Raw genomic sequence first — 18,890 nt, forward strand, 5'->3', positions numbered from 1 at the left:
TGGTACGCTCACGCTCGATAATCCAACGAATGGACGCGGGCCGCGTCAACGAGAGTGAACAAAAATACGCATCGCCTGGTGTATTCCAGGCTTCGGGGTATCGTGGTGGCCGTCGCGGAGACGGCGACCGCCGAGGGCAAATCCGCAACAGCCGAGGTGCGCGCACGTCGACGCTCGTCGATATCCGGTGTGCACGTCGTAGCAGCGGGCGTTGCTGCGCTTGGCATGTTCCCCACCTTATCCGGTGCGCAGATCGTGCCGACGCCGGGCACCAGCACGCACGTGATCCAGACGCCGAACGGCTTGCCTCAAGTCAACGTGGCGCGACCGTCGAATGCGGGCGTCTCGGTCAACACCTACAACCAGTTCGACGTACAAAAGGCTGGCGCGATCCTGAACAACTCGGCCACGATGGTTCAGACGCAGCAGGCGGGCTGGATCAACGGCAACCCGAACTTCGGCGCCGGGCAGGCCGCGCGGATCATCGTCAATCAGGTCAACAGTCCGAATCCTTCCCAAATTCGTGGCGCTTTGGAGATCGCCGGCTCCCGGGCGGAACTCGTCCTCGCGAATCCGTCGGGCATTTATCTTGATGGCGCGTCCTTCATCAACACCAGTCGCGCAACCCTCACAACGGGCGCGCCGTACTACGGCGCCGATGGTTCGCTCGCCGGTTACAACGTCAACCGCGGGCTCGTGACCGTCTCGGGTGCCGGTTTGAATGCAACCGGTACCGATCAGGTGGATCTTATTGCTCGCGCGGTACAGGTGAACGCGGCGGTCTACGCGAAGAACATGAACGTGATCGCCGGTACGAATCAGGTCAATCACGACACGCTTGCCGCGACGCCGATCGCTGGCGATGGCCCCGCTCCGTCAGTCGCGATCGACGTGAGCCAGTTAGGCGGTATGTATAGTAATCGGATCTTCCTGGCGTCCAACGAGTTCGGTGTCGGGGTGGCCAACGCTGGCACGATCGCGGCGCAGGCCGGTGACCTGACGCTGCAATCGAACGGCCGGCTCGTGCTGACCGGCAAGACCACGGCGAGCGGCAATCTCGCACTGTCGGCCGCCGGTGGCCTTCAGAACAGCGGCACGACGTACGCGCAACAGTCGGCGTCGGTGAATACCGTCGCCGATCTGACGAACACCGGCACACTCGCGGCGCAACAGAATACGACTGTGAACGCCGGCACCGTCAATTCGACGGGTACGCTCGGCGCGGGTGTGAACAACGATGGCTCCGTCGGCCGCGGTGGCGACCTGAACGTCTCGACGTCGGGCCAATTGAGCGCAACCGGCCAGAATGTGGCCGGCGGCAACGCGTCGCTGACGGGCGGCAGCGTGAATCTTGCCGGCGGCCAGACGGCAGCGAACGGCAATCTGTCGCTGAACGCGACGGCCGGCGACATGAACCTGTCGAACGCAACGACGAGCGCGCAAGGCGACGTCCACGCGAATGCTTCGGGCACGATGATCAACGATCACGGCAACCTGTCGAGCGGCGGCAGCACGACGCTGACCGGCGGTGCCCTCTCGAACCAGAGCGGCAAGGTTTCGTCACAGAGCGCGTTGTCGGTGAATGTCGCCGGCCAGATCGCCAACCAATCGGGCGAACTCGTATCCGAAAGCACGGCCGACCTGCGTGGCGGTGATATCGCGAACAACCAGGGCACTATTCAAAGCGCGGCCGGCATGACGGTGGCCGGCGCGTCACTGGACAACACGGCGGGGCGGATCACGTCGCTCAACGCAGACGGCCTCTCGGTCACGACGAGCGGCCAATTGATCAATGCGGCGGGCACTACCGCGAACGGCGCGCAAGGCGGTGTGATCGGCGGCAATGGCGATGTGTCGGTCCAAGGCGCAAACGTTGTCAATCGCGGCGCGATCACGTCCAACACGAATCTGCGGGTATCGGGCCAGTCGGTCGACAACGGTAGCGGCACGCTGCAGGCTGCGCAAAAGATAGCGGTCGATGCGGGCGCGCGCTTGATCAACAACGGCGGCTCGATCGTTGGTCAGACGGCCACGGTCAGCGCGACGACGCTCGACAACAGCGCCGGCACCGTGCAGGCCGACCAGATGTCGCTGACCGCGACCGACCTCGTGAATCACAGCGGCACCATCACGCAGACCGGCGCCGGCGCGATGAACGTGAACGTGTCGGGCACGCTCGACAATTCGAGTGGCGGTACGCTGCAAACGAACAGTACCGACCTGACGCTCGCGCCGACGGCACTCGTGAACGACGGCGGCACGATCACGCATGCTGGAACCGGCACGCTGACGCTCGGCAATGGTTCGGGCTCGGTATCGAACGTCGGCGGCGCAATCGCGAGCAACGGGCGCGTGGTCGCGCAAGCCGGTACGCTGAACAACACGTCGGGCTCGTTCAACGCGCAGAACGGACTGACGGCAACCGTCGGCGGTACGCTGAATAATGCGAGCGGCAAGCTGCTGTCGAATACGGATCTCGGCGTCACCAGCGGTACGCTCGCGAACGACGGCGGCCAGATCGGTGCCGGCACGAATGCGACGCTCCGCACGGGCTCCATGACGAATCAGGGCGGCTCAGTCGTCGCACCGAACCTGTCGGTCCTCACCGATTCCACGCTCGACAACAGCGGTGGCAAGCTGGAAGCCAATCAGCTCGCACTGACGGCCGCGAACCTCGTGAATCACGGCGGTACGATCACGCAGTATGGATCGTCGGCGATGGGGATGAACGTCAGCGGCACGCTCGACAACTCGGCCGCCGGCGTGATCCAGACCAATGCCACGGATCTGACGCTTGAGCCGGCCGAGTTGAACAACGCGGGCGGCACCATTACGCATGCCGGCACCGGCACGCTGACGATCGCACCGGGCAATGGCGCCCGCGCGCTGAACAACGCGTCGGGCACCATCGTGACGAAGGGACAAGCTATCGTCAACGCGGCTTCCTGGAACAACGCGAGCGGTATTCTTGCCGCGCAGCGCGGTATCAACGCCACGATTGCGGGTGACGTGAACAACGCACAGGGCCTGCTGCAATCGGACGCGTCGCTGTCGTTGAAGAACGGTGGCGCTCTGTCAAACCGCGGCGGGCACATCCAGGCGGGGCAATCGACTCCGAGCGACACCAGCACGCTCGCCATTCAATCCGCGTCGATCGACAACGCGGACGGCGCCATTGTCGACCTCGGCGTCGGCAAGATGACGGTGCAAGGCGGCAGCCAGATCGCGAACAGCCATGCCGGAGGTGTATCAGGCATGGGCGCTATTACCGGCAACGGCGACGTGACGGTCAGCGCGGCATCGATCAGCAACACGCAGGGCGGGCAGCTCAGCGGCGCGTCGCTGCACGTACAAGGCAACACCCTCGACAACAGCGGCGGCACCATCGGCAACGTCACGAATTCGAACGGCGACGTGGACGTCACGACGACCGGCGCGATCACGAATACGAACGGACAGATCAGCTCGACGCACGATCTGTCGGTGTCGGCGGCCACGCTGCTGGACGGCGGCACGTACAGCGCAACGCACGACGCCAACGTGAACCTGCAGGGCGACTACACGGCGGCGTCCGATACGCAGTTCAACGTTGGGCACGATCTCGCCTTCACGCTGCCCGGCACCTTCACGAACATTGCGAACCTGCAATCGGTCAACAACCTGAGCGTCAACGCGGGCAACATCGTCAACGTGGGCGCGTTGACTGCCGGCGGCCTGCTGCACACGCAATCGATCAATCTGACGAACACGGGTGCGCTCGTGGGCGCCAGCGCGTCGCTTAACGCCGTCAATACGATCTCGAACCTCGGCCCGACCGCGCTGATCGGCGCATCCGACAGCAACGGCACGCTCGAAATCCTCGCACGCGACATCGAAAACCGCGACGACACGACTGCGACCGATTCAATGGCGACGACCGCCATCTTCGGGATGGGCAAAGTCGTACTGGGAGGCGGCAAGGACGCGAGCGGCAACTACACGAACGCGGGGCTCGTCAACAATGTGTCGGCGCTGATCCAGTCCAGCGGCGACATGGAACTGCACGCGGACAAGGTGACGAGCACGCGCCGCGTGATGAAGACGTCCACCAGCCAGATCGATCCGGCACTGCTCGCGCAGTTCGGCATCAGCATGTCCGGATGCGTGGCGGTGTACATGGATGCCTGTGCCGGCCGAGACGTGCACTGGGTCGACCTGAGCAAGCCCGAACAGCGAGAGCTCTTTCTGGATTTCGTGGGCGGGGTTCCGACCGATCCACCTCACGGTGGGCAGTGGAATAGCGGCTACCAGAAGACGACGTACTATGCCGACAGCGCAACGGCGACGACCGTGACCGACATCAGTCCGGCCGCGCAGATCGTGTCGGGCGGCAAGATCGACGCATCTTCGGTCGGCACGCTGCAAAACTACTGGAGCAATATCGCGGCGGTCGGCGACATCAAGGTGCCGGGGCACTACGACGCCGACGGCTGGGCGGCGACCGGGCAGAAACTGCCGGGCGTGACGGTGTCCTACTCGGGGCAATACCACTACAACAACTACGACAACACTGAACACGACTGGCAACTGCCGTTCGGCAATGCGCCGTTCGTGACGGGGCGCCCGGGTGGCTATACGCAGGCGGCGCCGGCGTCGATCAAGGATTACACGCTGCCGGGCTATTTTTCGACGCTGAGTTCCAACGGCACGATCTCGGGTACGGGTGTGAGCGTCAACAACTCGGCGGCCAACACATCGATTCCGTCGCTCGGCTTGTTGCCGGGACAGTCGGTGCCGGGCCTCACGCCCGCCAATTTGAGCGGTAACGCGAGCGGCGCGAAATCGGGGGCGTCGTCGGTGCACGGCGGTCCGCCGGCGCCGGTCGATCCGATCATCGCCAGTGCAACGGCGCTGAACGTCCTGAATAACCTCACCATTCCGCAAGGAGGCTTGTTCAAGCCGACCACCGCGCCGAACGCGAGCTACGTGATCGAGACGAACCCGGCGTTCACGAACCAGAAGAACTTCATTTCGAGCGACTACTTCTTCGGACAGCTCGGCGTCGACCTCACGCATATCCCGAAGCGGCTCGGCGACGGCTTCTATGAACAGCAGCTCGTACGCAACCAGCTGACGGCGCTGACCGGCAAGGCGGTGCTCGGCCCGTACGCGGACCTGCAGACGATGTATCAGTCGTTGATGACGGCAGGCGCGGATCTGTCGAGGTGGCTCGATCTTCCCATGGGCGCGAGCCTGTCGGCCGGGCAGGTGTCGAAGCTGACCGGCAACGTGATCATGATGGAGACGCGCGTGGTCGACGGCCAGTCGGTGCTGGTGCCGGTCGTATATCTCGCGCAGGCGAATCAGCAGAATATCAACGGCCCGCTGATCAGCGCGACGAACATCGATTTCCAGAATGCGCAGTCGTTCACGAACAGCGGCACGATCAAGGCCGACAACACGCTGGAGATCCAGGGCAAGCAGATCGACAACGCGTTCGGCGCATTGCAAAGCGGTGGGCTGATGTCGCTGAAGACCGACAACAACATCGATCTGACGTCGGCCAACGTGAAGGCTGGCAGCCTGCAGCTGGATGCCGGGAAAGACCTGGTTCTCGATACGGCGACGAAGACGAACACGCGCGTGAGCCGGGACGGCGCGACGAGCGTGGTGACGACGCTCGGGCCGACCGCCAAACTCGACGTGGTGGGCAATGCGTCGATCACGACGGGCGGCAACTTCCAGCAGAACGCGGGCAACGTGTCGGTCGGCGGCAATCTCGGGATGAATGTCGGCGGCAACTGGGATCTCGGCGCGGTCCAGACCGGCGAGCACAAGATCGTGCAGCGCGCGAACGGCGTGTCGAATACCGACATCAACAAGGTCACCGGCAGCACTGTGCAGGTTGGCGGTGCTTCACTGATTGGCGTCGGCGGAGATCTAACGGCCAAGGGTGCGCAGATCGACCTCGGCCAAGGCGGGGCGATCGCAGCCAAGGGCAACGTCACGCTCGGCGCAGCGAGCGCGACGTCGACCGTGAACAGCAACAGTTCGGGCAGCGATAGTCACGGCAGTTACGCGGAGACGCTGCACACGTCGGATCAGGCGCTGACCGGGACGACGCTTAAAGGCAGCGACACGGTCACGATTGCGTCGGGCAAGGATCTCACGATCAGTGGCAGCACGGTTAGCCTCGACAAGGGGAATGCGAACCTGATGGCGGCCGGCGACGTGAATATCGGCGCAGCGACCGAAACGCATGAGCTGAACTCACACGAGACGCATAGCCACAGCAACGTCGTGAGCGGCGTGAAGGTCGCGAGCGGGATCGACCAGACGATGACGCTGAATCAGGGTAGTCTGGTATCAGCGGACGGTGCGAACATCGTCAGTGGAAAGGACGTCAATGTTCAGGGCAGCACCATCGTCGGAACGAATGACGTGACGCTCACGGCAGCGCGTAACGTAACGGTAACGACGTCGCAGGATACCTTGCAGTCGTCGAGCTACTACAACAAGAAGGAATCCGGGCTGATGTCGGGCGGCGGACTGTCGGTGTCGGTGGGCAGCAGTTCGCTGAAGACAACCAACCAGAGCGCCGAGGTGTCGAACAACGCCAGCACGATCGGCTCACTGAACGGCAACCTGAGCATCGCGGCTGGCAACGATCTGCACGTGACCGGCAGCGACCTGATCGCGGCGAAGAATCTCAGCGGGACAGGCGCGAACGTTACGATCGACGCCGCGCAGGACAAGAACCACCACGGCGAGACGCAGGAAGTGTCGAAGAGCGGCCTGACGCTGGCGCTGAAGGCGCCGGTGATCGACGCGGTATCGAACGCCGTTGGTCAATCGCGTGCGTCCAGCAATAGCCAGGATGGTCGCGCGGCAGCGTTGCATGGGATGACCGCGGCGAGCGCGGCGTGGGATGCGAACATGGCTGCGGGCGATGTGGTCCGGGCGCTGGGGGCGGGCGAAACGCCTCAGTTCAAGGTCGAACTCAGCGTCGGCAGCAGCCATAGCAAGAGCGCGTTTACCGAGAACAGCGTGACGAATCGCGGCTCGAATGTGAACGCCGGCGGAACGGTGGCATTTGCGGCAACCGGCAACGGTCAGCCGGGCAGCGGCAATGTGACGATCGCCGGCTCGAACGTGAACGCGAGCGATGTGATTCTGGCGGCGAAGAATCAGGTCAATATCGTCAATACGACGGACACCGATTCGACGCGCAGTACGAACGACTCGAAGAGTGCGAGCGTGGGCGTGTCGGTCGGCACGGGCGGCTTTGGTATCTCGGCGGCGATGTCGAAAGCCAATGGCGACGGCAACAGCGATCTGGCCACGCAGAACAACAGTCACGTGAATGCGGCAAACGGCGTGACGATCATTTCGGGCGGCGATACGAATATCATCGGCTCGAACGTGAACGGCAACCAGGTGAATGCCGATGTGGGCGGGAACCTGAACATTGTGAGCGTCCAGGACACGTTGTCGAGCGCGGCGCATCAGTCGAGTTCGGGTGGCGGTTTCAGCATCAGTCAGGGTGGCGCCAGCGCGAGCTTCAGCCAGAGCAAGGGGAATGCGTCGGGCAGCTATGCGGGCGTCAACGAGCAAGCCGGTATTCGCGCGGGCGACGGCGGCTTCAATATCAACGTCACCGGCAATACCGACCTGAAAGGCGGGCTGATCGCGAGTAGCGCGGATGCGTCGAAGAATTCGCTGACGACGGGTTCCCTCTCGTTCTCGGACATCCAGAACCAGTCGCACTACGACGCGAGCTCGAGCGGCTTCAGTGCGAGCGCGACGGCCGGCGACGGCGGGATGAACTACAGCACGCACGGCAGCACGTCGGGCAAGAATGCAGGCGGCGCTGCGCCGATGCTTGGCCAAAACGACAGCGGTAGCGACAGCGCGACGACGAAGAGCGGCGTGAGTGCGGGGACCATTACGATTACGGATTCGGCAAACCAGAAGCAGGATGTGGCGGGCTTGAACCGCGACACGACGAATACGAACGGTACGGTCGCCAAACTCCCCGACATGCAGAACCTGCTGGCCAATCAGTCGGACATGATGGCGGCAGCCAGCGCGGCCGGCGAAGCGGTGTCGCGCCGGATTGGGGATTACGCGGACAAGATGATGAAAGACGCCGCCGCGAACGGTGACCAGGCCGGCGTCGAAGCGTGGAAGGAAGGTGGAGCGAACCGCTCACTGATGCAAGGTGCCGGCGCGGCGCTGGTGACGGGACTGGCTGGCGGCAACGCGGTCGGTGGCGCTGCCGGCGCGGCGATTGCATCGATCGCGTCGGGCAAGCTGAACGAGCTGAGCAGCGCGATCGCCGGCAGCGATCCGACCGGCAATGCCAATATGAATCAGGCGCTGGGCAACATCGTGGCGAACGCGCTTGCGACAGGTGCGGGCGCCGCTGTAGGAGGTGAGGCGGGAGCGTTCTCGGGGTACAACGTTGATCGGTTCAACCGTCAACTGCATGCCGAAGACAAGACGCTCGCGAAGCAGCTCGCCGATAAAAGCAAGGGGAAATACACGCAAGCGCAGATCGAAGACCAGATGCGTATTATGGGCGCCAACGTGAACGGGACGAACGAGTCGGGTGCGCCAGCGACGCTGATTGGTCAGTTGCCCACCGATTCGGGGGCGCGATGGGTGTCGGGCGGCACGACCAGTGATGGGAAAACGATTCTCACGCAGCTTACAGCACAGCCTAATCCGGAATTGCAGACATACATCGCGACGAATGCGGGATCGGTCCCGGCGGGTGACGTGCCGCGCGTTATTTATGCTCCCAACGGAAGCGGTGGAAGCTGGAACATAACGGGACCGTTTACGAAGTTCGACCAGTCGGATGCGAACTATGTGAAGGGCACGACTGCGGATATGGCGTCGATGGTGTCGAACACCGCAGGGTGGATTTCGTCAACTGCGGCAACTGGGGCTGCCGTGCCGTCACCCTTTGCTCCAGCGTTTGGAACAATTGCATACGGAGCGACGGTTGTAGGTATCGGTGCTGACGCCGTGTCCCAACTGGTAAGTCCCAATGCAGGTCAATACACTTACGAGGGTGCTTTGGCACTGGGTGGTCAAGTGGTTGGGGATAAAATGCCTATCGCGTCGCTGGTCATCAATGGCACATCCGAAGTCATAAAAAAGCAACCATTCTCAACAACGATCAGCAACTGGGTTGGACAGCAGCTGAATTCTATTTTCGGTCCGAGCGCTGACAAGGGAAAGAAATGAGACTAATCGAAGATGGTAATTTCGCAGGGTGGCTGAGGGTTGTACTTTTCTTGATTGGCTTAGCCGTGGCTGTGGGGGGGCTTGGATTTGACCAAATGCCCCGATGGATCAGAGCCGGGGCATTCATCCTTGGCTTTGCGACAATGGCGCTTGGCGGTATTTCTAGTCGAGCGCATATGCTTAAGATTAAACCATTTGGCGGTTCGGCGTGGCGTAAAGCAAAGAAGACATACCGGGAAGATAGCCATAAATGAGGATTGTATAAATGACTATCTTGACAGTGTTGGGCCGGGCACTTTTTGCTTTAGTCTCGATTGAGATTATTAGGTGAGTAGCGGTGACTTTTGAGCGATTCCGCTAAGAAATCGAAGTCCGCGAGTACATGTCTAGAAAAATATGAGAACTATTCGCCGGGGGAACTCTGCAGCAGCACTGCTGCTGATAGCGGCAAGTGTGTCGGCGCAGGAAGCGCCGCGCTTGGCTGCTCAGGGGAACGACCAGCAAATCCGTCAGCAGGAAGAGGCGCGCGAGCGCGAACGAACGATCTCCGCGCCCGGGGTGCGTTCGGGCGTGACGGCGAGCGCCGGTTATCCGACGCTGTCGTCGGAGTCGCCGTGCTTTCGCATCGATCGTTTTTCGCTCGACGTGCCGAACGCGCTGCCCGCTTCCGTGAAAGCGCAAGGTGCTTCCGCCTTGCCGATGGACCGCTTCGCCTTCGCGCGCGAATGGCTCGACCATTACGCTGGCCAGTGCGTCGGCAAGCAAGGCCTCGACGTCCTCGTCAAGGGCCTGTCGCAAGCGATCCTGGCGCGCGGCTACGTCACGACGCGCGTGCTGTTGCCCGAACAGGATCTGTCGACCGGCACCCTGAAGTTGTCGCTGATTCCCGGCGTGATCCGCCACGTACGCTTTGCCGACGAGAAGCTGCGCGGCACCTGGAAAACCGCCTTCCCGGCCGGTGACGGCGAACTGCTAAACCTGCGCGACCTCGAACAGGGCCTCGAGCAGATGAAGCGCGTGTCGAGCCAGGACGTGTCGATGCAGATTGTCCCCGCCGATGTGCCGGGCGAGAGCGACGTCGTGCTCGACGTGAAGCGCGGCAAACCCTGGACCGTCGTCGCGTCGATCGACAACTCGGGCACGCGCGCGACCGGCCGGCTACAGGGCAACCTGTCGCTCGGCATCGACAATCCGCTTGGCCTGAACGACATCTTCAACATCGGCGTGAGCCAAGATCTCGAGCTAGGCGACAAGCGGCTTGGCTCGCACGGCTGGAACGGCTTTTATTCGATCCCGTGGGGCTACTGGACCGCGACGCTGTCGGCGTACACGAACACGTACTACCAGCAGATCGCCGGCGTGAACCAGACGTTCGTCGCGAGCGGCAACTCGAAGACGGTCGACTTCAAGCTGAACCGTGTGCTGTCGCGCAGTCAGAACGACGTGTTCGGCGTGCAGTTCCGGCTGTCACGCCGGTTCGGGCAAAGCTTCATCGAAGACACCGAAATCCCGCAGCAGCGCCGCAACAACACGTTCGTCGAGTTCGGCCTGACCGATCGGCACTACTTCGGCAACGCGCAGTTCGACGGCACGCTCGCGTACCGGCAGGGCGTCGGTGCGTTCGGCGCACAGGACGACAGCGTGGCGGCCGACGGCGGCCCGACCTACCGCTACAAGATGGCGGTGCTCGATGCGAACCTGTCGGTGCCGTTCGCGATCGCGCAGCAGCCGTTTCGTTACGTGACGACCCTCCACGGCCAATTCACGGGCAACACGCTGTACTACATCGACGACATGACGATCGGCAGCCGCTACACGGTGCGCGGCTTCGACGGGGAGACGATGCTGGCCGCCTCCCGTGGTTTTTACTGGCGCAATGAACTGCAGGCGCCGATCGATCAAACCGGGCAGGCGGTGTATGCGGGCATCGACTACGGCCGCGTGTGGGGCCCGCAGCCGGTCACACTCGTGGGCACGCAACTGGCAGGGGCCGTGATCGGCGTGAAGGGGAGCGTCGCGACTCGCTTGGGTGCCTACGGTTACGACCTGTTTGCCGGCACGCCGATCTACAAGCCGTCCGGGTTTCCTACGGCACGCGTGACCGTTGGCTTTCAGCTCACCGCACAGTTCTGACGAAGTGGGCGCAATCCGCTACTTTGCCCGCCGTCGTTTGAGACGACGGCGGCGAGGATCGAGAACTGACGGCTTTTTCGATCGTATAGTGCATGGCTCTCTTGTCGGAGGGCCACGTGTGGCGACCCTGCTATCCGCGCTGCGGCGGCAAAGCCCGAAATCGCCGCCTCACAACCCCACTCCGTAAACCTCCCCCGCCGCCGCCCGAATCGCCTCGACCATCACCGCCACCGCCGGCGAATGCAGCCGGTCGGTGCGCGTGATGATCCCGAAATCGTCCATCCGGCAATCCATCTCCAGCGGCAGCACCGTGACGATCCCGTGCCGCGCGTAGTAGTGCGCGACGTCCTCGGCGAGCACCGCGATCATGTCGCTCTGTTCGAGCAGTTGCGTGATGAACAGCAGCGCCGAGGTTTCGACGAGGTTCGCCGGCGGCGCGAGGCTCGCGCGCTGGAACACGAGCTCGAAGCGGTGGCGCAGCACGCTGCCGGCCGGCGGCACGACCCACGCGGCGCGCTGCACGTCGGCGAGCGCCAGCGGCGCGTGCGCGAGCAGCGGGTGGCCGGGCCGCACGACGGCGGCCACCGACTCGCCGGTCAGCGGCTCGTAGCGCAGGCGCAGCTTGTCGTGTTCGGCGGACAGCCGGCCGAGCACGATGTCGATCTTTTCCTGCGCGAGGTGTTCGAGCAGCACGTTGCTGGTATCGATCTCGACCGACACGTGCAGGCCCGCATGCGTGCCCTTTACCGCCGCCACGGCCGGCGGCACGAGCCGCAGGCCCGGCGACGTGATCGCGCCCACCGCCACGTGGCCCAGATGGCCGGCCTTCAGCGCGGCCAGTTCCTCGCGCGCCTGGTCGAGGCTGCCGAGCGCCGCGCGCGCGTGGCGGATCAGCGCGTCGCCGTACAGCGTCGGCCGCATCCCGCGCGGCAGGCGCTCGAACAGCACCGCGCCGATCGATTCCTCGAGCTCGCGCAGCAGCTTCGACGCGGCCGGCTGCGTCATGTTCAGCGCGGCCGCCGCGCGGTGAATGCTGCCTTCGTCGGCGAGCGCGACGAGCAGCAGCAACTGGCGCGTCTTCAGGCGGGCGCGGTTGCCCCACGGGCTGGCTTCGGTCATCGTACGGGTTTATATCGATATCGGAATCGATATCGTAATCGCCTAAATCGTCATTAGCCAGTTATCAAAATTCTGCCTAGACTGCGCCGGTATCCCGTCACCACAGGACTGACGATGTCGGCAACAAAACCCAGGCTGCGCTCCGCTCAATGGTTCGGCACGAACGACAAGAACGGCTTCATGTACCGAAGCTGGATGAAGAACCAGGGCATTCCCGATCACGAATTCGACGGCCGGCCGATCATCGGCATCTGCAACACGTGGTCCGAATTGACGCCATGCAACGCGCACTTCCGCAAGCTCGCCGAGCACGTGAAGCGCGGGATCTCGGAAGCGGGCGGCTTCCCGGTCGAGTTCCCGGTGTTCTCGAACGGTGAATCGAACCTGCGGCCGTCGGCGATGCTCACGCGCAATCTTGCATCGATGGACGTCGAGGAAGCGATCCGCGGCAACCCGATCGACGCGGTCGTGCTGCTCGCCGGCTGCGACAAGACGACACCCGCGCTGCTGATGGGCGCGGCGAGCTGCGACGTGCCGGCGATCGTCGTGTCGGGCGGCCCGATGCTGAACGGCAAGCTCGAAGGCAAGAACATCGGTTCGGGCACGGCCGTGTGGCAGTTGCACGAAGCGCTGAAGGCCGGCGAGATCGACGTGCATCACTTCCTGTCGGCCGAAGCCGGCATGTCGCGCTCGGCCGGCACCTGCAACACGATGGGCACCGCATCGACGATGGCGTGCATGGCGGAGGCGCTCGGCGTCGCGCTGCCGCACAACGCGGCGATTCCGGCCGTCGATTCGCGCCGCTACGTGCTCGCGCACATGTCGGGCATCCGGATCGTCGAGATGGCGCTCGAAGGGCTCGTGCTGTCGAAGATCCTGACGCGCGCGGCGTTCGAGAACGCGATCCGCACGAACGCGGCGATCGGCGGCTCGACCAACGCCGTGATCCACCTGAAGGCGATCGCCGGCCGCATCGGCGTGCCGCTCGAGCTGGAAGACTGGATGCGCATCGGCCGCGACACGCCGACGATCGTCGACCTGATGCCGTCGGGGCGCTTCCTGATGGAGGAGTTCTATTACGCGGGCGGGCTGCCGGCCGTGCTGCGCCGGCTCGGCGAAGGCGGGCTGCTGCCGCACCCGGCCGCGCTGACGGTCAACGGCAAGTCGCTGTGGGACAACGTGCGCGAAGCGCCGAACTACGACGAAGAAGTGATCCGCCCGCTCGACCGGCCGCTGATCGAGGACGGCGGCATCCGCATCCTGCGCGGCAATCTCGCGCCGCGCGGCGCGGTGCTGAAGCCGTCGGCGGCGAGCCCCGAACTGCTCAAGCATCGCGGCCGCGCGGTGGTGTTCGAGAACCTCGACCACTACAAGGCGACGATCAACGACGAAGCGCTCGACATCGACGCGAGCTCGGTGATGGTGCTGAAGAACTGCGGGCCGCGCGGGTATCCGGGCATGGCCGAGGTCGGCAACATGGGGCTGCCGCCGAAGCTGCTGCGCCAGGGCGTGAAGGACATGGTGCGGATCTCGGATGCGCGGATGAGCGGCACCGCGTACGGCACGGTCGTGCTGCACGTCGCGCCGGAAGCGGCGGCCGGCGGCCCGCTCGCGGCCGTGCGCAACGGCGACTGGATCGAGCTCGACTGCGAGGCCGGCACGCTGCATCTCGACATCACGGATGAAGAACTGCAGCGCCGCCTGTCGGACGTCGATCCGACCGCGGCGCCGGGCGTGGCCGGCCAGCTCGGCAAGGGCGGCTATGCGCGGCTGTATATCGATCACGTGCTGCAGGCCGACGAGGGGTGCGACCTCGACTTCCTGGTCGGCACGCGCGGCGCGGACGTGCCGAGCCATTCGCATTGAGCGGCGGGCGGTAATCGCCGGTTGTGCAGAGACACGGGCCACGCCGGCGCTGAAGCGCCAACGTGGATCGACCGCGAAGCATGGGACGTACGTAAGCGCTAAAGCGCTACCGTACGTCGACAGGAGACAAGATGACGACGCAGTACACGCCCGTGCAGGCCGCGGCGGAACAGTCCGATTCGCCGGCAGCCGTCGACGAACGCAAACTGACCCGCCTGCTCACGCGCAAGCTGGTGCCGTTCCTCGCGCTGATCTATGTGGTCGCGTACGTCGACCGTACCGTCGTCGGCTTCGCGAAGCTTCACATGAACGCGGCGATCGGCCTTGGCGACGCCGCGTACGGGCTCGGCGCGGGACTGTTCTTCATCGGCTACTTCCTGTGCGAGGTGCCGAGCAACCTCGCGCTCGGCCGCTTCGGCGCACGCGTGTGGTTCGCGCGCATCCTCGCGACCTGGGGCGCGATCACGATGGCCATGGCGCTCGTGCAGGGGCCGACCAGCTTCTACGCGCTGCGCTTCCTGCTCGGTGCGGCTGAAGCCGGCCTCTATCCCGGCATCCTGTACTTCCTCACGCAATGGTTCCCGCTGCGCGATCGCGCCCGCGTGATCGGCCTGCTCGTGCTCGCGCAACCGCTCGCCGGTATCGTGACCGGGCCGCTCGCCGGATGGCTGCTGTCGACGCACGGGTGGTTCGGCCTGTCGGACTGGCAGACGCTGTTCGTCGTCAGCGGCTTGCCGGCCGTGCTGCTCGCGTGGCCGACGCTGCGGCTGTTGCCCGAATCGCCCGCGCATGCGCGCTGGCTGAACGACGACGAACGCCGCTGGATCGCCCGGCAGCTCGCCGCCGATCGCGACGCCTATCGCCCCGATTCGCACGGCAATCCGCTCGCCGCGTTGCGCGACCGCCGCGTGCTGCTGCTCGCCGCGCTGTTCCTGCCGTTCCCGCTGTGCATCTACGGGTTGTCGCTGTGGCTGCCGACGATCATCCATGCGTTCGGCGCCGGCGATGCGATGACTGGTCTACTGTCCGCCGTGCCCTACCTGTTCGCGGTGGTCGGCCTGGTCGTCGTGCCGCGCCATTCGGACCGCAAGCGCGAGCGCTACTGGCACATCGTCGTCGTGTCGGCGGCGGCCGCCGTGACGATGGCCGCGAGCGCGTGGGTGCGGCAACCGGCGCTGCAATTCATGTTCATATGCCTGACCGCGTTTTCGCTCTATTCGATCCAGGCCGTCGTGTGGGCGCTGCCGGGCGAATTCCTGGCCGGCACGAGCGCCGCGGTCGGCATCGCCGCGATCAATTCGCTCGCGAATCTCGGCGGCTACGTCGGGCCGTACGGGATCGGGCTGATCAAGGCGTCGACCGGCAGCCTCGCGGCCGGCCTGTATTTTCTCGCGGCGACGCTGCTTTTCGCGGTGCTGATGACGTTCGTGGTTCGGGCCGCGCTGCGCGCGCCGGAGCCGGCCGCGGGCGCATTCGCCCGTGAATCCTGAACGCCTTGTTTTCCGACTGAACGCCGATTCGACTGACGCAGGACCCACCATGACATCGAGCAGCACGCCGCGCTATCGCGGCATCTTTCCCGTCGTCCCGACGACGTTTACCGACACCGGCGAGCTCGACCTCGCGAGCCAGAAGCGCGCGGTCGACTTCATGATCGATGCGGGGTCGGACGGCCTGTGCATCCTCGCGAACTTCTCCGAGCAGTTCGCGATCACCGACGACGAACGCGACGTGCTCACGCGCACGATCCTCGAACACGTCGCCGGCCGCGTGCCGGTGATCGTCACGACGTCGCACTACGGCACGCAGGTGTGCGCGGCGCGCAGCCTGCGCGCGCAGCAGCTCGGCGCGGCGATGGTGATGGCGATGCCGCCGTATCACGGCGCGACGTTCCGTGTGCCGGAGGCGCAGATCTTCGAGTTCTATGCGCGCGTGTCGGATGCGATCGACATCCCGATCATGATCCAGGACGCGCCCGCGAGCGGCACGCCGCTGTCCGCGCCGTTCCTCGCGCGGATGGCGCGCGAGATCGAACAGGTCGCGTACTTCAAGATCGAGACGCCGGGCGCCGCGAACAAGCTGCGCGAGCTGATCCGGCTCGGCGGCGACGCGATCGAGGGGCCGTGGGACGGCGAGGAAGCGATCACGCTGCTCGCCGATCTCCATGCGGGCGCGACCGGCGCGATGACGGGCGGCGGCTTTCCGGACGGTATCCGGCCGATCCTCGAAGCGTTCCGCGAAGGCCGGCACGACGATGCGTTCACGCATTACCAGACGTGGCTGCCGCTGATCAATCACGAGAACCGCCAGTCCGGGATCCTCACCGCGAAGGCGCTGATGCGCGCCGGCGGCGTGATCGCGTGCGAGCGGCCGCGGCATCCGATGCCGGAACTGCACCCGGACACGCGCGCGGAACTGCTCGCGATCGCGCGCCGGCTCGATCCGCTCGTGCTGCGCTGGGCGCGCTGAGTGATTCGCGAAGGAGAGACGCACGATGAGCAATCCAATTTCGCTGGGTGTGATCGGGATCGGCAAGATCGCCCGCGACCAGCATTTGCCGGCGATCGCCGCCGAACCGGGCTTCGCGTTGACTGCCTGCGCGAGCCGTCACGCGGAAGTCAACGGCGTGCGCAATTATCCGGATCTGAACGCGCTGCTCGCCGCCGAGCCCGAGCTCGACGCCGTGTCGCTGTGCGCGCCGCCGCAGGTGCGCTACGCGCAGGCGCGCGCCGCGCTCGAGGCCGGCAAGCACGTGATGCTCGAGAAGCCGCCGGGTGCGACGCTCGGCGAAGTGGCCGCGCTGGACGCGCTGGCGCGCGAGCGTGGCCTCACGCTGTTCGCGACCTGGCATTCGCGCTGCGCGAGCGCGGTGGAACCGGCGCGTGCGTGGCTTGCGTCACGCACGATCCGCGCGGTGCAGGTGCGCTGGAAGGAAGACGTGCGGCGCTGGCATCCGGGGCAGCAGTGGATCTGGGAACCGGGCGGCCTCGGCGTGTTCGATCCGGGCATCAACGCGCTGTCGATCGTCACGCGGATCCTGCCGCGCGAGCTCGTGCTGCGCGAGGCGACGCTCATCGTGCCGAGCGACGTGCAGACGCCGATCGCGGCCGAACTCGATTGCGCGGATACCGACGGCGTGCCGGTGCGCGCGGAATTCGACTGGCGGCACGGCCCGGTCGAGCAATGGGAAATCGCGGTCGACACGGCTGACGGCGTGCTCGCGATCAGCCGCGGCGGCGCGCAATTGTCGATCGCGGGCGAGCCGGTCGAGATCGGGCCCGAACGCGAGTATCCGGCGCTGTATGCGCACTTTCGTGCGCTGATCGCGCGTGGCGAAAGCGACGTCGACGTGCGGCCGCTGCGGCTCGTCGCCGACGCCTTCCTGTTCGGCCGACGCGTGCAGACCGACGCGTTCGGCCGCTGAACCTGCGTGCGCGCACCGCCTGGGGCGCGCACGACGAACGATTGATTACGGACACACATCACGGCATCGGCCGACACAAAGGAGACACCACATGAACCGCACGACTCACACGATCCGTCGACATACGCTGCGCGCGCTGCTGGCCGCGCTGTGCATCGCGCCGCTCGGCATGCAGGGCGCCGCGCACGCCGACGCGCCGCTGAAGATCGGCTTCCTCGTGAAGATGCCCGAGCAGGCGTGGTTCATCAACGAGCAGAACGCGGCGTCCGCGCTCGGCCAGAAGGAGAACTTCTCGGTCGTGAAGATCGGCACGCCGGACGGCGAGAAGGTGCTGGCCGCGATCGACAACCTCGGTTCGCAAGGCGCCCAGGGCTTCGTGATCTGCGCGCCGGACGTGCGCCTCGGGCCGGCGATCGCGTCGCGCGCGAAGCGCTACAACATGAAGTTCGTGACCGTCGACGACCAGCTCGTCGATTCGAGCGGCAAGCCGCTGCCGAACGTGCCGCACCTCGGGATGTCGGCGACCAAGATCGGCAACCAGGTCGGCCAGGCAATCTCCGACGAAATGAAGCGGCGCGGCTGGAAGCCCGAGGAAGTCGGCGCGCTGCGGATCACCAATTACGAGTTGCCGACCGCGAAGCTGCGCACCGACGGCGCGACGCAGGCGCTGCTCGCGAACGGCTTCCGCAAGGAGAACATCTTCGACGCGCCGCAGAAGACGACCGACGACGAAGGCGGCTTCAGCGCGGCGGCACCCGTGCTCGCCCGCCATCCGAACGTGAAGAAATGGGTGATCTACGCGCTGAACGAGGAAACCGTGCTCGGCGCGGTGCGCGCGACGGAACAGCTGCACATCCCGGCGGCCGACGTGATCGGCGTCGGCATCAACGGTGCGGGCGAGGCGTTCGCCGAATTCCAGAAGAAGGAGCCGACCGGCTTCTACGGGACGATCGCGGTCAGCTCGACGAACCACGGCAAGGACAGCACGCAGAACCTCGTCGACTGGATCCGCAACGGCAAGGTGCCGCCGGCCGACACGCAGACGAGCGGCAAGCTGATGACGCGCACGAACTGGCAGGCCGTGCGCGCCGAGCTCGGCATCTGAGCGGGCGAG

The 18,890-nt window shown here is 65.1% G+C and carries 9 protein-coding genes; 8 read left to right on the plus strand and 1 reads right to left on the minus strand.

Going from position 1 to position 18,890, the window contains the following annotated elements:
• The first annotated feature begins 54 nt into the window (after positions 1 to 54).
• From WS64_RS26260 to WS64_RS26265, 3 genes are all read left to right on the plus strand, one after another.
• Positions 55 to 9,234: a hemagglutinin repeat-containing protein gene (locus WS64_RS26260; RefSeq protein WP_155720480.1), complete on the plus strand. Its 9,180-nt coding sequence runs from the start codon at positions 55 to 57 to the stop codon at positions 9,232 to 9,234.
• Positions 9,231 to 9,488: a hypothetical protein gene (locus WS64_RS33645; protein ID WP_081103927.1), complete on the plus strand. Its 258-nt coding sequence runs from the start codon at positions 9,231 to 9,233 to the stop codon at positions 9,486 to 9,488. The genes WS64_RS26260 and WS64_RS33645 overlap by 4 nt, the downstream gene beginning before the upstream one ends.
• Before the next feature lie 142 nt (positions 9,489 to 9,630).
• A complete protein-coding gene (locus WS64_RS26265; RefSeq protein WP_060968183.1) occupies positions 9,631 to 11,367 on the plus strand; it encodes a ShlB/FhaC/HecB family hemolysin secretion/activation protein in 1,737 nt (578 codons plus the stop codon).
• Between the two features lie 168 nt (positions 11,368 to 11,535).
• Here WS64_RS26265 and WS64_RS26270 read toward each other — a convergent pair whose 3' ends face one another.
• On the minus strand, positions 11,536 to 12,486 hold the full coding sequence (locus WS64_RS26270; protein WP_059581569.1) for a LysR family transcriptional regulator: 951 nt from the start codon (positions 12,484 to 12,486) through the stop codon (positions 11,536 to 11,538).
• A gap of 114 nt (positions 12,487 to 12,600) precedes the next feature.
• Here WS64_RS26270 and WS64_RS26275 point away from each other — a divergent pair, with 114 nt between their 5' ends.
• The 5 genes from WS64_RS26275 (at position 12,601) to WS64_RS26295 (ending at position 18,881) form a co-directional block, all read left to right on the plus strand.
• Positions 12,601 to 14,352, plus strand: coding sequence for an IlvD/Edd family dehydratase (locus WS64_RS26275; protein WP_060968184.1), 1,752 nt, complete (start codon positions 12,601 to 12,603; stop codon positions 14,350 to 14,352).
• A gap of 131 nt (positions 14,353 to 14,483) precedes the next feature.
• On the plus strand, positions 14,484 to 15,842 hold the full coding sequence (locus WS64_RS26280) for an MFS transporter (RefSeq protein ID WP_059644504.1): 1,359 nt from the start codon (positions 14,484 to 14,486) through the stop codon (positions 15,840 to 15,842).
• 49 nt (positions 15,843 to 15,891) lie between these two features.
• Entirely contained in the window at positions 15,892 to 16,821 is a 930-nt protein-coding gene (locus WS64_RS26285; RefSeq protein ID WP_060968185.1) for a dihydrodipicolinate synthase family protein, read from the plus strand.
• A 25-nt stretch (positions 16,822 to 16,846) separates the two neighbouring features.
• Positions 16,847 to 17,776, plus strand: coding sequence for a Gfo/Idh/MocA family protein (locus WS64_RS26290; protein WP_060968186.1), 930 nt, complete (start codon positions 16,847 to 16,849; stop codon positions 17,774 to 17,776).
• Positions 17,777 to 17,867: 91 nt separating this feature from the next.
• Positions 17,868 to 18,881 (plus strand): arabinose ABC transporter substrate-binding protein, encoded by a 1,014-nt coding sequence (locus tag WS64_RS26295; RefSeq protein WP_059581581.1) that lies wholly within the window; start codon positions 17,868 to 17,870, stop codon positions 18,879 to 18,881.
• The last annotated feature ends 9 nt before the right edge of the window (positions 18,882 to 18,890 follow it).

Origin of the sequence: Burkholderia anthina (assembly GCF_001547525.1) — a bacterium.
GTDB classification, from domain to species: Bacteria; Pseudomonadota; Gammaproteobacteria; order Burkholderiales; family Burkholderiaceae; genus Burkholderia; species Burkholderia semiarida.

Coding starts and splice junctions, on each gene's coding strand:
- WS64_RS33645 (WP_081103927.1), top strand. CDS start 9,231: ATGAGACTAATCGAAGATGGTAATTTCGCAGGGTGGCTGAGGGTTGTA.
- WS64_RS26265 (WP_060968183.1), top strand. CDS start 9,631: ATGAGAACTATTCGCCGGGGGAACTCTGCAGCAGCACTGCTGCTGATA.
- WS64_RS26270 (WP_059581569.1), bottom strand. CDS start 12,486: ATGACCGAAGCCAGCCCGTGGGGCAACCGCGCCCGCCTGAAGACGCGC.
- WS64_RS26275 (WP_060968184.1), top strand. CDS start 12,601: ATGTCGGCAACAAAACCCAGGCTGCGCTCCGCTCAATGGTTCGGCACG.
- WS64_RS26280 (WP_059644504.1), top strand. CDS start 14,484: ATGACGACGCAGTACACGCCCGTGCAGGCCGCGGCGGAACAGTCCGAT.
- WS64_RS26285 (WP_060968185.1), top strand. CDS start 15,892: ATGACATCGAGCAGCACGCCGCGCTATCGCGGCATCTTTCCCGTCGTC.
- WS64_RS26290 (WP_060968186.1), top strand. CDS start 16,847: ATGAGCAATCCAATTTCGCTGGGTGTGATCGGGATCGGCAAGATCGCC.
- WS64_RS26295 (WP_059581581.1), top strand. CDS start 17,868: ATGAACCGCACGACTCACACGATCCGTCGACATACGCTGCGCGCGCTG.